Genomic DNA, 12459 nt, shown 5'->3' on the forward strand with positions numbered 1-12459 from the left:
GTTTCCTTATGCACCGCGTATATACCCCCGGTATATAGTCAGGCTCCATGACAGTCCCCCTGGCCCTCCTGGGCCTGCTGGATCGTGAGCCCAGCTACGGATACGACCTGAAACGCGCCTACGACACCTACTTCGGCAGGGGCAAGCCGTTGCCCTTCGGGCAGGTCTACTCGACGCTCGGCCGCCTGGCCAGGGACGGCAAGGTCACGGCCGGTCAGAGCGAGCCGGGTGACGGCCCCGACCGCAAGCGTTACGCGATCACCCCGCTCGGCAGCCAGGAGGTGGCGGTGTGGCTCGCCGAACCGGTGGCGGCCGAGCCGTTCCTGCAGACCGTCCTGTTCACGAAGGTCGTGCTGGCCCTGCTGCTCGGCCAGGACGCGCAGGGCTACCTCGACGCCCAGCGCGCCACGCACATGCGGCGCATGCGCGAACTGTCGGAGATCAAACGCGGTGACGCCCTCGTGGACACCCTGCTGGCCGACCACGCCCTGTTCCACCTTGAGGCCGACCTGCGCTGGATCGACGTGACCACGGCCCGGCTCGGCGCGCTGGCGGAAACGGTGCGCAACGCATGACCGCCGTCATCGACGCCGTTCCCGTTCCAGGCCCACTGCTCGAAGCCCGTTCCGTGGACCGTGCCCACGGCCGGACACCGGCGCTGCGCGCGGCGAGCCTGTCCGTGGCGGCGGGGGAGATCCTGGCGATCATGGGGCCGAGCGGTTCTGGAAAATCCACCCTTCTGCACTGCCTGGCGGGCATCCTCACCCCCGACACGGGAGAGGTCTGGTTCGACGGGCGGAGACTGGACCTCCTCAACGACGCCAGACGTTCCGAGCTGCGCCGTACGGCGTTCGGCTTCGTCTTCCAGTTCGGCCAGCTCGTGCCGGAGCTCACGGTGGCCGACAACGTCGCGCTGCCGCTGCTGCTCGGCGGAACCCGGCGCAAACAGGCCTACCGGCGGGCGGGGGAGGCGCTGCTGCGGCTGAAACTGGACGACCTGGGGGAGCGGCGCACCGGTGAACTGTCCGGAGGGCAGGCACAACGGGTGGCGATCGCCAGGGCCCTGGTGACGCGGCCCAAGGTGATCTTCGCGGACGAGCCGACCGGCGCGCTCGACTCCCTCTCCGGCGAGCAGGTCATGGAACTGCTCGTCGGCCTGGCCCGCGAGGAGGGCGTGACCGTGATCGTGGTCACCCACGACGCCCGGGTCGCCGCCTGCGCGGACCGGGAGGTCGTGGTGCGCGACGGCAAGGTCACCGACCCCTACGCGAGCGAGGCCGTCCGATGACGTTCCTGCTCGGCCTGCGGCTGTCGCTGCGCGGCGGCGGGCAGGCCGCCGTCAGGCTGGCGCTCGTCACCGTCGCCGTCGCGACGGGGGTGACGGTGCTGCTGGGCACGGTGGCGCTGTTCAACGCCTTCAGGACCACCGCGAACCGCCCGTGCTGGGAGTGCACGACCGGCTCCGCGCCAGGCGGCTGGGCGCTGGGCGCCACCCAGGGCGCCGTACTGTGGAACCACCGCCGGGACGTCTACGCGGGCCGCCCGATCAAACGGCTCGACGTCGCCGTCCTCGACCGGGGAACGGCCACGCCGACCGTGCCCGGCCTCACCGCCCTGCCCGCAGCCGGGCGGTACCACCTCTCACCCGCGCTCGCCGAACTGGTCGACGCCGTCCCGCGCGAGCAGCTCGCCGACCGCTTCCCGGGCGCCCGAGCGGGCCTGATCGGGCCGGCGGCGCTGTCCGGCCCCGACGACCTGGTCGTCGTCGTGGGCCGTACCCCGGCGGAACTGGCCGCCATGGCCGGAACCACGGCCGTCGACACCGTCGCCACCACCCCCGCCGACGACGAGACCACCGCCCTGTACGAGCACGGCTTCGGCATCGCCGCGGTCGGCCTGATCCTCCCGCTGTTCGTCCTCATCGGCACCGCCACCCGCCTGGCCGCGGCCCGTCGTGAGGCGCGTTTCGCGGCGATCAGGCTGGCGGGCGCCACCGCGCGGCAGATCAACGCGATCGCGTCGGCGGACGCGGCGCTCGGCGCGGCGGCGGGTGCGATCGCCGGCGTCCTTCTCTTCCAGGTGGTGCGGCCGGTCCTGGCGGGCGTCACGGTCACCGGTTCCCGTTTCTTCCCCGAAACGGTCGCGCCGACCGGGCCGCAGTACGCCGCCGTGCTCGTCGGTGTGCCGCTCGCCGCCGTCGGCGCCGCCCTGTGGTCGCTGCGCCGGGTGCGGATCACCCCGCTCGGTACGGCGCGCCGGGTGCGGGCCTCCGCCCCGGGATGGTGGCGGACGCTTCCGCTGCCGGCCGGGCTGGGGCTGTTCGCGGGCCCGGTGTTCGCCAAGGGCGGGGACCCGGACACGGTGCTCGTCGACGTGGGCCTGGCGCTGACCATGGTCGGCCTCGTGGTCGCCGGGCCGTGGCTGACGCTGCTGGCCGCGCGACTGACCGCCCGTGTCACCTCGGGAGCGGCGACACTGCTGGCCGCGCGACGACTGGCGGCCGACCCGAAGGGGGCCTTCCGGTCGGTGAACGGCATCGTGCTGGCCGTCTTCATCGGCACGGCCGTCGCCGGTGTCGTCCCCGCGGTCGTCTCCGGCCAGAAGGCGGCGGGAGGCGGCACGCTGAACGAGGTCATGCGGGCCTCCTTCGGGTACGGCGAGGCCGCCGACGGCCTGCCGCTGCCGCCGGACACGGCGGCCGGGCTGCTGGCCGGGATACGCGCCCAGCCCGGCGTCACCGTGCTGCCGGTCTACCGCAGGACCGACGCGCCGCCCAGACCGGACGGGCCGCCGCCGTGCGACCCGGGGCCCGGTTGCCGGCCCGACTTCCTGCTCGGGCACGTGGTCGGCTGCGACGCCCTGACCGCTTTCCCGGCGCTCGGCCGGTGCGCCCCCGGCGTCCGCGAGGTGAAGGCCGACTTCAACCGGCTGCTGACCGGCGACAACATGCTCGCCGTCGATCGTCACCTGCCGATCGTGGACACCGACAACCCCGACACCTCCGCCGCCTCCGCGGGCCTTCCCCTGGCGGCGGTACTGGTCCGCGTGGAGGACCCGGCCGTCCGTGAACGAGTCCGCACGCTGCTCACCCCGTACGTCGCCGCCTCCGGCAGTACCGAGACGCCGCAGACGTTCGCCGAGGTCGCCCAGGCCCGCGCGGTGCTGCTGGAACAGGCGGAACGCGCCGCGCTGGCCGTCGTCTCGCTGACCCTGCTGGTGGCGGGATGCGGTCTGCTGGTCTCGGTCGCGGGAGGGGTGGTCGAGCGCAGGCAGCCGTTCACCCTGCTGCGGCTGGGCGGCACGCCGACACGGACCCTGTCCAGGGTGGTGCTGCTGGAGACGGCGGCCCCCGTGGTACTGGCCGCCCTGGTGGCCGCCGCCGCGGGCTTCGGTGTGGCCAAGCCGTTGATCGACCGGCTGGCGATCAGGAACGTGTCGGTGGCGCTGCCGGGCCCCGCCTACTTCCTGACCGTCGGCGGCGGTCTGCTGGCCGCCCTGCTGGTGATCCTCGCCGGCCTGCCACTGCTCAAGCGTGTGACCGCGCCCGACAACGCCCACTTCGAACAGGACCCCCGATGATCATCACACGTGTCCGGCGGCTGGCCGTACCGCTCCTGGCCGCGCTGACCGGTGCGCTTCTCGTGGCGGTGCCCGCGCCGGTGCGGGCGGAGGAGGGCCGCTACTCCGCCGACATCAGGCGTACCGAGTACGGCATCCCGCACATCCAGGCGAAGGACCACGGCGGTCTCGGCTACGGCCACGGCTACGCCTTCGCGCAGGACAACCTGTGCGTCATGGCCTCGTGGGTGCTCACCCTGCGCGGCGAACGCTCGCGGTACTTCGGCGCGGAGGCGATGTCCGACGACCCGATCGACCCGGTCTCCAACCTGGCCGGCGACGTGTACTACAAGGGGATCCAGGCGTCGGGCACGTTACGCCGGATACTCGCCCGGCCCGCGCCGCACGGCCCCGGAGCCGAGCTGCGCGCCCTCGTGGACGGTTACGTCGCCGGGTTCAACCGGTACCTGGGCGAGACGGGTGTGGACCGGCTGCCCGACCCCACCTGCCGGGGCAAGGAATGGGTCGGGCCCATCACGGCCACAGATGTCTGGACGAACCTGCTCGACCTCGCCCGGCTGGGCGGCGGCTCCTCGTTCAAGGAGGCCATCGCCGCCTCGGGACGGACGTCGGAGCAGGGAGAGGACCGGCCGGTCAGGAGAGGGCCGTCCGCCCCCGGCAGCAACGCCTACGCCATCGGGCGCGAGGCCACCCGTGACGGCGCCGGCATGCTGCTGGGCGACCCCCACTTCCCGTGGAACGGCAGCCGCCGTTTCTACCAGGTCCACCTGACCATCCCGGGTGTGCTCGACGTGTCGGGCGGCAGCCTGTACGGCACGCCCATGGTCCAGATCGGCCACAACGCCACCGTGGCCTGGACGCACACCGTCTCCCACGCCCAGCGGTTCACGCTGTACCGGCTCGAACTGGCTCCGGGCCTGCGCACCTCCTACCTGGTCGACGGGCGGCCGGAGCCGATGGGCAGGCAGGAGGTGTCGGTCACCGTCCGGGACGCCCGGGGCGGGACCCGCGCCGTCACCACCACCCTGTACACCTCCAGGTACGGCCCGGTGCTGGCCACCGGCTGGACCGGGAAGGAGGCTCTCGCCCTGGCCGACGTCAACGCCGCCAACCTGCGCTTCGCCGACGAGTGGCTGGCCATGGGCGCCGCCCGCGACCTCACCGAACTGCGCCGGGCACAGGACACCTACCAGGGCATGCCCTTCGTCTACACACTCGCCGCCGACTCCAGGGGTGAGACGTACTTCGCCGACGCCTCGGTCGTGCCGCACGTCACCGACGAACAGGCCGAACGCTGTCGCGCCGGGGACGACCCCGAGGCGCTCGTCCTGGACGGCTCCACATCGGCGTGTCTGTGGGGCCGGGACGCGGACGCGATCGAACCGGGCGTCTTCGGCCCCGCCGCCCAGCCCAGGCTGACCCGCGCCGACTACGTGACCAACGCCAACGCGAGCCCCTGGCTGACCAATCCGAAGGCCCCGCTCACCGGCTATCCGCGCGTCTACGGTGACGTCCGTACCGAACGGGACCTGCGCACCCGGGTCGGCCTCGACATGGTCGCCCAGCGGCTTTCCGGCGGCGACGGGCTCGGCGCCCCCGGCTTCACGCTGGAGACCCTGCAGCGGACGGCCGTCGGCAAGCGCAACCTGAGCGCCGAACTGCTCCGCCCGGACCTGCGCGCGCTGTGCCGGGTCAGGCCGGTGATGACCGCGAGCGACGGTGGGAAGGTCGACGTCCGCCGGGCCTGCGCCACGCTGGCGGCCTGGGACGGACGAGCCCGCCTCGACAGCCGTGGTGCCGTCCTGTGGCGTGAGTTCCTGCAGAACCTGAACCGCCCGCACAGACGGTCGGAGGCGGCTGACCCACGGAAGAGCTGGTGGAAGGTGCCGTTCGACCCCGCGCACCCGCTCACCACGCCACGCGGACTCGACGTCGCCGACCCGCTGGTGGCGACCGCGCTGGCCGACGCCGTACGGTTCTTCACCGCCAACGACCTCCCGCTGACGCTCACGCCGGGTCAGGCCCAGCGCTACGGCGCCGTCCCGGTGCCGGGCTGTACGGAGGGGGAGGGGTGCTTCGACCGGATTCGCACCGGCGGCCCGCTGGGTGAGCAAGGGCGTTACCCGGACGTGAACACCGGCTCCAGCTTCCTGATCGCCGTGGAGCTGACGCCGGCCGGGCCGCGCACCCGTACCGTGCTGACGTACTCGCTGTCGGCCAACCCGGCCTCGCCACACCACACCGACCAGACCGAGCTGTTCTCCCGCGGCCTGTGGGTGACGGAACGGTTCACCGAGGCCGAGATCAGGGCGTGTCCGGAGCTGACGACGACGTCGTTGCGGTAGGTCCCAGGTCCCTGACGAACACGATCCCGTCGTTGTCCGCCAGATGGGCCGGATCCAGGGGGAAATAACCGAAATATGGGGACACACGGGGGGTGAGCCGTGTGTCCCCGAGGGCGGAGACCAGGTCACGGGCGCCGACGACGGACCGCTCTTCGGAGAGCCCGTACAGCAGGCCCTCGACGGTCTCCGGAGGAGGGGTGCCCACCCCCCGGTGCCGGAGCGTGCCGAGAGCCGTCGCGAGGAAGGCGTACTCCTCTCCCAGGCGCGCGCTCACGAGGGCGCCCGCGCTCCACCACTCCAGGTTCAGGGCACCCAGCCGCATCGTGCTCCGCTCCCGCTGGAGATGACGGTTGTGGGCGTGGACCAGTACCGGCCCCCGTTCGGCGAGAGCGAGGAGGTTGGCGGCCATCATCGCGTCGCGCAGGCCGATCAGCCTCGTCATCCGGCCCGGCGAGGTGTCGGCCATCCAGGAGTGGTAGAGCAGCAGGCCGGTCGCGGTGCGCCCGTACAGACGAGCCCGCTCCCACTCCTCCCGCGATGACGTCGCGATCAGGTCCGGCGTCTGCGCGTCGAGCAGCGCGACCAGGTCGTCGGCGAGCAGCCGCAGCCGTACGGCCTCCTCCGACCGTCCGACCGAGTGGGACGGGTCCATCATCGCGGCGGGGTCGGTCCACCGTTCGTCGGCGCCGAGCAACCGGTCGAGGGTCTCCCCGGTGCAGGCGAGCAGGCCGGCGTCCACCCGGGCCGCGAGGTAGGTGTGGAGCGCGGTGAGGGCGGGCCGGGGGCTCGCGGCGCCACTGATCTCCAGCGGGCCGTCGAACCCGGCGAAACGCAGTCGTTCGGCGGCGGGCCTGTCTTCGTTGTGGGCGCGCATCCGGCGCACGAGTTCGCGGTTGGCCGGGGACGCGCCGAAGCCGTGGCTGAATCCGCGTTCCATGACCTCGTCGAGCGTGCCCGCGCCCCCGGTGACGTAGTCGTCGACGACCAGCCCCGCCAGGCAGTCGCTCTCGATCGCGATCGTCCGGTAACCCTCCTGTTCGACGAGCCGCTCGAAGAGGTCGTTGCGCAGATCGAGCAGGACATCCTCGCCGTGGGTCGGCTCCCCGAGGGCGAGCAGCCGTGGCGGGGAGGGGAACAGCCCCATGACGGACTCCACGGGACGCACGACGCCCCTGACATCAGCAACCATGCCTTAAACGGTATCGTTGATCACTCTTTTGAGACTTTTCACGACAATGGCAGGGTCCCTGGAGGGAAACCCTCAAAGCGGGCTCAAGGCCCCTTCCCTGCGCGGGGCGTGGCCCGGCCGGTACCCAACCGGTCGCCTCATCACGGAGTTCAGGACCCCGCAGCCCCTCTGGTGGGAAAAGCTGAAGGCCGTCAGCGCGTCCACGCTGCTGGTCGGCGGCGGGCCGAGCAGCCACGTTTCGCCGGACGCGCCGGCCGGGGTGTGCGAGATCATCGGAGACTGCCGCCTGGTGACCGTCGAGGACGCCGGGCACCGCGTGCACAGCCTCAAACCGGAGGAGTTCTGGTCGGTCACGGCCCCCTTCCTCCTGACGGACAACCCGGGGGACGGCCAGGCGGACGGCCTGGAGGAAGGCGGCGTGACAGACGGCTGACAGCGCACTGAGTGCGGTCTGTGCGCGGAGGGGCCGAGGGTGGGGACGTCCATCCTCGAAAGGAACAGTCCGATGCCCCGTAATCTCCTCCCGCACGACCGTGCCGTACGGCGCCGCCGCCCGCGCGTGGCCGCCGCGCTCGCGCTGGCGGCGAGCCTGGTCGCGAACTCCGTGGCCCTGGCGTCCCCGGCCGCCGCGACCCAGAGCAGCGCCTCCCAGACCGGTGACGAGGCGCGAAGCGCCCAGCTGAGGCGGCTGGCACGCGAACTGGTCGCCGCCGGAGCGCCCGGCGTGATCGCACGGATCGACGACGGCGACGGCCGACCGGTCGAGATCGTCGAACAGGCCTCCTGGACGAGGAGGGACCACCTGCTCAAGGCGGGGGACGAGGTCCGGATGGGGTCCAACACCAAGACCATGATGGCCACACTCGTGCTGCAGCTGGTCGCCGAGGGCAGGGTCGCCCTGTCCGACCCGGTGGAGAAGTGGCTGCCGGGCAGGGTGCCCAACGGCAGGACGATCACGCTGCGCATGCTGCTGAACCACACCGCCGGCCTGTTCGACTACACCGAGGACCCCGCGCTCCGGCCGTCGATCCTTGGCAGGGACCGGCGGCGATGGACCCCGGAGAAGCTGCTCGCCGTGGGCGTGAAGCACGACCCGCTGTTCGCGCCCGGCACGAAATGGTCATACAGCAACACCAACTACGCCGCGATCGGCGCCGTTCTCGAACGGGTCACCGGGACGAGCCTGGTGAACCTTGTCCGGGACCGGATCGCCCGGCCGCTCGGCCTCAGGCACACCTACTACGCCACGGACTCCACCTGGCGCGGGCCGTACGCCCGCGGCTACGAACCGGACGCCGCCCACATGCCGCCGACGGTGCCCGCCGGGCTCAGGAACTTCGCCGGGACCCGTCACGACGGGCACGTGGACGTCTCGGGCAACGACCCCGGGTGGGGAGGACCGGCCGGGGCGATGGTCTCGACCGCACAGGACTGGGCCCGCTTCTCCACCGCGCTGATGTCCGGCAAGCTGCTGCCCGCCGCCCAGCTCGCGCAGCTGCGCGCCACCGTGCCGGTCGACCCCCGGGAACCGGACGGTGCCGGCTACGGGCTCGGCGTCCAGACCAGCGCCACCCCGTGCGGCACGTTCTGGGGCCACGACGGCGGCATCCCCGGCTACCTCACCACCAACGTCACCGACCGCGCCGGTGGCCGTACGGCGACCCTCATCGTCCTGGCGGAGTCCTGGGCCGAGTACGGGAGCGACCCGAAGCTCGCCAAGGCGGCCCAGGCGTTCCAGCTCGCGGCGATCTGCGCCATGTTCGGCAAAGCCGCCCCGGCTCACACCGGCTGACCCGCACGGCCGACTCCGGCGGAGGTGACGACCGAGGACACCAGCCGCTCGGCCTCGGCGCGTGAGGCCGCCGCGCCCACGGCGTAGGCGGCCGTGAACCCGGCGGCTCCCAGGACGGCGGTGACCCGCCGCTCGACCGTCCGCGCGTCCGCGTCACCGGGATCGTCCCGCCCCCGCAGTACGGCGGCGGCCCCGAGCAGCCGTCCGGCCCGCTCCGCCCGGTTCCGGCACAGCTCGATCGCGGCGGTCGCGACCGCGATCGAGGCCGCGACCGGTGTGTGCCAGGCCAGCGTCAGGCGCACCGCCGGGTGGTCGAGCCGGCGCGCCGCCTCGTCGGGCGCCCCCTCTGCGACGTCCACCTGGGCGAGTACGGCCAGCAGCAACGCGGTCAGGTGCGGGGTCGCCCGGCCGGGCGGAGCCTCGGTCAGACCGGCCTCGGCGTGTTCGCGGGCGGCCCCCGGCCGTCCGGCCTGCCACTCCAGCCGTGCCAGGCCGAGACACACCTGGGCCTGTGACTCCGCGGACCCGGCCCGGCCCGCCTGGGCGAGCAGGTCCGTCAGCAGCCGTCGCCCGCCGTCCGCGTCACCGGTCTGGGCCAGACGCAGCGCGGTGGCGACCTCACTCTCCATCGTGTGCTCGGGCATGCCGAGCTCCCGGAAGTGCCGGGTGGCCCGCTCGGCCAGCACGGGCGAGGCCGGTTCGCCGGCCCGCTGCGCCGCCGAGTTCAGGGTGCTCATCGTGGTCGCCAGCCCCCACCGCTCGCCGAGCTCCTCGAAACCGGTCAGCGCGTGCGACAACAGATGTCTCGCCTCCACGGCCCGCCCGGTGTTCATGGCCAGCACGCCCCGGACCAGCAGGGTCAGCGACCGGCTCCACGGATCGGTCTCCTCGTCGGGGGAGCCGGGGATGTCCGGTGCGCCCGCGCCTATGGCGAGCACCAGCCGGGCCATCCTCAGGACGGGGTGGGTGCCGGAGGCCTCTTCGAGTGCCTTCCCGATCCGGTCGAAGGCCTCCTTCGCCTCCTCCGGCTCGCCGACGGCCTCGACGGTGGCCAGTGCGTGCGCGACGACCACCAGCGCGCGGGCCTGCGGCTCCGCCGGACCACGAACCTGGAGCACCCGGTCGAGCAGGTCGAGTGACTCCGGTGGATGGTCCCGAAGGAACCAGAACCAGCACAGCGCGACGCCGAACCGGACCGACAGACCGGCGTCGCCCGACTCGGCCGCCCAGCGGATCGCGGCCGACAGGTTGTCCCGCTCCGCGGACAGCCGTACCAGCCAGCGAAGCTGCTCTGAGGTGCGCAGATGTAGGTCGGCGGACTCGGCCGTCCGCAGGAGGAAGGCGACGTGCCGCCCCCGTACGGCCTCCACCTCGCCCCGCTCCGCCAGACGCGCCAGGCCGTACTCCCTGATGGTCTCCAGCACGCGGTAGCGCGGCTCGACCGGGTCGGCGGACTCCATCGGGTGCAGCAGGGACTTGTCGACCAGCGCCGCCAGCGACTCCCGCACCTCACCCAGCCCGCCGACGGCCTCCGCCGTGTCCTCGGCGAAGGTGCCGGGCACGACCGACAACCGTTCCAGCAGCGTCCGCTCGTCGGAGCCGAGCAGGTCCCAGCTCCAGGCCACCGCCGCGCCAAGAGTCCTGTGCCGTGGCAACGCCGTACGGCTGCCGCCGGTGAGCAGCCGGAAGCGGTCGTCCAGCCGCGCCGCGACCGCCTCGACCGGCAGGGCGCGCAACCGCGCCGCGGCCAGTTCGATCGCCAGCGGGAGGCCGTCCAAGCGGCGGCAGATCTCGGTCACCGCGGTCAGCGCGCCACCCTCGGGGGCGAAGTCCGGCCGGACCGCGGCGGCCCGGTCGTGGAACAGGCGGACCGCCGCGCAGGCACGGGCCCGCTCAGGGCTCGCCCCAGGTTCGGGGAGTTCCAGCGGGAGCACCGGATGCAGGGTCTCACCGTCGATCCGCAGGGGTTGCCTGCCGGTGGCCAGCACCCGCAGGCCCGGACAGCGGGCGAGCAGGGTCCCGGCGAGCGTCGCGACGGCCTCGATCACGTGCTCGCAGTTGTCCAGCACCAGCGCCAGGTCGTCGTCCGCGAGCGTCTCGGCCAGGTGGTCCGGGACGTCCTCCCGGGCGACGGGCCGGGACGGCACACCCTCCCGGCGGCTCCGCAGCAGGTCGAGCACCACGCGGGGCACGTCGTCCGCGGCGACCGGGGCCAGCGGGACGAACCACACCCCGCCGGGCGGCGAGAGCCGTCGGCCGACGGCGTTGGCCAGCCGGGTCTTCCCCGCTCCGCCGGGGCCGACCAGGGTGACCAGCCGGACGCGGCCGAGCAACCCGACCACCCGGCGGACGTCCTCGTCGCGGCCGACGAAGCTGGTGAGCGGGACGTCCAGGTTTCCGTGCGATCGGCGGGGGCCGGGAGACGTGCCGCGCAGCACCGCCAGGTGGGCCTGCTGAAGGTGCGGTCCCGGATCACCGCCGAAACCGTCCGCGAGCAGGTCACGGATCCGCTGGTAGGCGGCAAGGGCCTCGGCGCCCCGGCCGTTCAGCGCCAGGGCCCGGATCAGCTGGGCGTGCAGCCGTTCCCGCAACGGGTGCGCGGCGGTCAGCGACTCAAGCTCGGCGACAAGGCCGGGCTCCGCGCCCAGCGCGAGGTCGGCCTCGATCCGGTCCTCCAGGGCGGACAGCCTGGCCCGTTCGAACCGCTCCGCCTCGGCGTCGGCGAACGGCGCCTCACGCACGTCCGCCAGAGCGGGACCGCGCCACAGTTCCAGGGCCTCGCGCAGGGTCGCGGCGGCCTCGGCGGGCCGGGACCGCGCGTACGAGTCGCGCCCCTCGCGGGCCAGCCGTTCGAACCGGACGGCGTCGACCGCCTCCGGCTCGACGGCCAGCCGATATCCGGCGGGCCCCAGGGTGAGCAGCCCGGGGTCGCCCAGGACACGGCGCAGCCGGGAGACCAGCGACTGCAGCGCACGCTGGGGGTCCTCCGGCGCCTCCGCACCCCACGGTTCGCCCCACAGCGCCTCGGTCAGGGTCGCGGGCCGTACGGCACGCCCGGCGTCCAGCGCCAGCCGGGCCAGCAACGCCCGAAGCCGCGCGCCTCCCACCTGCGCGGGACCGGAGGGGGTGTCCAGCACCAGGGGGCCGAGGACACCGACGCGCACCCGTTCACTCGCCATGACCAGCAGTCTGCCAAACCGGAACATCACGACCGGCCCCTGAGGCGTACGCCGATGACGGTAAACCGGACCGTGCGTCGGCGATGCCCGCGCAGGTCGTTGTCGTACGGCTCCGCGTCGGGTCCCTCGGCGAAGACGCCGGTCGGCCTCCCGCTCCTCCGCCTGGCTCCGGCGAACAACCGCCTGCCGTCGGGTGCCCGAAGGGAACGGCCTCCCTTCGAGGGCTCCCGGGGCCGGTGACCGTTTGCGAACGCCGCCCGTTTGTTTACCGGTCACCACAACTAACACGAGGAAATGAAGGGCATAAGGGAAACCGCACCGGCGGAGCCGGTAAGCAATTGGCACGGAGCCGGACGCCCGGATTGTCCCGGGACG

At 73.2% G+C, this 12459-nt stretch carries 8 protein-coding genes; 6 read left to right on the plus strand and 2 right to left on the minus strand.

What is annotated here, in order from left to right; genetic code table 11:
* The first annotated feature begins 47 nt into the window (after positions 1-47).
* From ACFOYY_RS39835 to ACFOYY_RS39850, 4 genes are read left to right on the plus strand one after another with little or no spacing between them, the layout of a single operon-like run.
* Positions 48-575, plus strand: a complete 528-nt coding sequence (locus ACFOYY_RS39835; RefSeq protein ID WP_352013441.1) for a PadR family transcriptional regulator — start codon at positions 48-50, stop codon at positions 573-575.
* Positions 572-1288 carry an ABC transporter ATP-binding protein gene (locus tag ACFOYY_RS39840; protein WP_386196505.1) on the plus strand — a complete coding sequence of 239 codons (717 nt, stop codon included), beginning with the start codon at positions 572-574 and terminating at the stop codon, positions 1286-1288. Before ACFOYY_RS39835 ends, ACFOYY_RS39840 begins: the two co-directional genes overlap by 4 nt.
* The gene (locus tag ACFOYY_RS39845) at positions 1285-3579 is read left to right on the plus strand and encodes an FtsX-like permease family protein (RefSeq protein WP_386196507.1); all 2295 of its coding nucleotides are present in this window, start codon (positions 1285-1287) and stop codon (positions 3577-3579) included. Before ACFOYY_RS39840 ends, ACFOYY_RS39845 begins: the two co-directional genes overlap by 4 nt.
* Entirely contained in the window at positions 3576-5924 is a 2349-nt protein-coding gene (locus ACFOYY_RS39850; RefSeq protein WP_386196509.1) for a penicillin acylase family protein, read from the plus strand. Before ACFOYY_RS39845 ends, ACFOYY_RS39850 begins: the two co-directional genes overlap by 4 nt.
* On the opposite strand, the gene ACFOYY_RS39855 is transcribed toward ACFOYY_RS39850, so the two are convergent.
* Entirely contained in the window at positions 5884-7113 is a 1230-nt protein-coding gene (locus ACFOYY_RS39855) for an erythromycin esterase family protein (RefSeq protein WP_386196511.1), read from the minus strand. The genes ACFOYY_RS39850 and ACFOYY_RS39855 overlap by 41 nt on opposite strands.
* 46 nt (positions 7114-7159) lie before the next feature.
* On the opposite strand from ACFOYY_RS39855, the gene ACFOYY_RS39860 reads away from it, so the two are divergent.
* Positions 7160-7546 (plus strand): alpha/beta fold hydrolase, encoded by a 387-nt coding sequence (locus tag ACFOYY_RS39860; protein WP_386196513.1) that lies wholly within the window; start codon positions 7160-7162, stop codon positions 7544-7546.
* Between the two features lie 72 nt (positions 7547-7618).
* Positions 7619-8905: a serine hydrolase domain-containing protein gene (locus tag ACFOYY_RS39865; RefSeq protein ID WP_386196515.1), complete on the plus strand. Its 1287-nt coding sequence runs from the start codon at positions 7619-7621 to the stop codon at positions 8903-8905.
* On the opposite strand, the gene ACFOYY_RS39870 is transcribed toward ACFOYY_RS39865, so the two are convergent.
* Complete coding sequence (locus tag ACFOYY_RS39870; protein WP_386196543.1) at positions 8893-12111, minus strand: BTAD domain-containing putative transcriptional regulator; 3219 nt, start codon at positions 12109-12111, stop codon at positions 8893-8895. The genes ACFOYY_RS39865 and ACFOYY_RS39870 overlap by 13 nt on opposite strands.
* Positions 12112-12459 lie beyond the last annotated feature (348 nt).

The organism is Streptosporangium jomthongense, assembly GCF_042650425.1.
Taxonomy (GTDB): Bacteria; Actinomycetota; Actinomycetes; order Streptosporangiales; family Streptosporangiaceae; genus Streptosporangium.

What these genes read in the sequence shown, in the direction of transcription:
- ACFOYY_RS39865 (WP_386196515.1), top strand. Translation starts at nt 7,619, where the DNA reads ATGCCCCGTAATCTCCTCCCGCACGACCGTGCCGTACGGCGCCGCCGC.
- ACFOYY_RS39855 (WP_386196511.1), bottom strand. Translation starts at nt 7,113, where the DNA reads ATGGTTGCTGATGTCAGGGGCGTCGTGCGTCCCGTGGAGTCCGTCATG.
- ACFOYY_RS39860 (WP_386196513.1), top strand. Translation starts at nt 7,160, where the DNA reads ATGGCAGGGTCCCTGGAGGGAAACCCTCAAAGCGGGCTCAAGGCCCCT.
- ACFOYY_RS39850 (WP_386196509.1), top strand. Translation starts at nt 3,576, where the DNA reads ATGATCATCACACGTGTCCGGCGGCTGGCCGTACCGCTCCTGGCCGCG.
- ACFOYY_RS39835 (WP_352013441.1), top strand. Translation starts at nt 48, where the DNA reads ATGACAGTCCCCCTGGCCCTCCTGGGCCTGCTGGATCGTGAGCCCAGC.
- ACFOYY_RS39870 (WP_386196543.1), bottom strand. Translation starts at nt 12,111, where the DNA reads ATGTTCCGGTTTGGCAGACTGCTGGTCATGGCGAGTGAACGGGTGCGC.
- ACFOYY_RS39840 (WP_386196505.1), top strand. Translation starts at nt 572, where the DNA reads ATGACCGCCGTCATCGACGCCGTTCCCGTTCCAGGCCCACTGCTCGAA.
- ACFOYY_RS39845 (WP_386196507.1), top strand. Translation starts at nt 1,285, where the DNA reads ATGACGTTCCTGCTCGGCCTGCGGCTGTCGCTGCGCGGCGGCGGGCAG.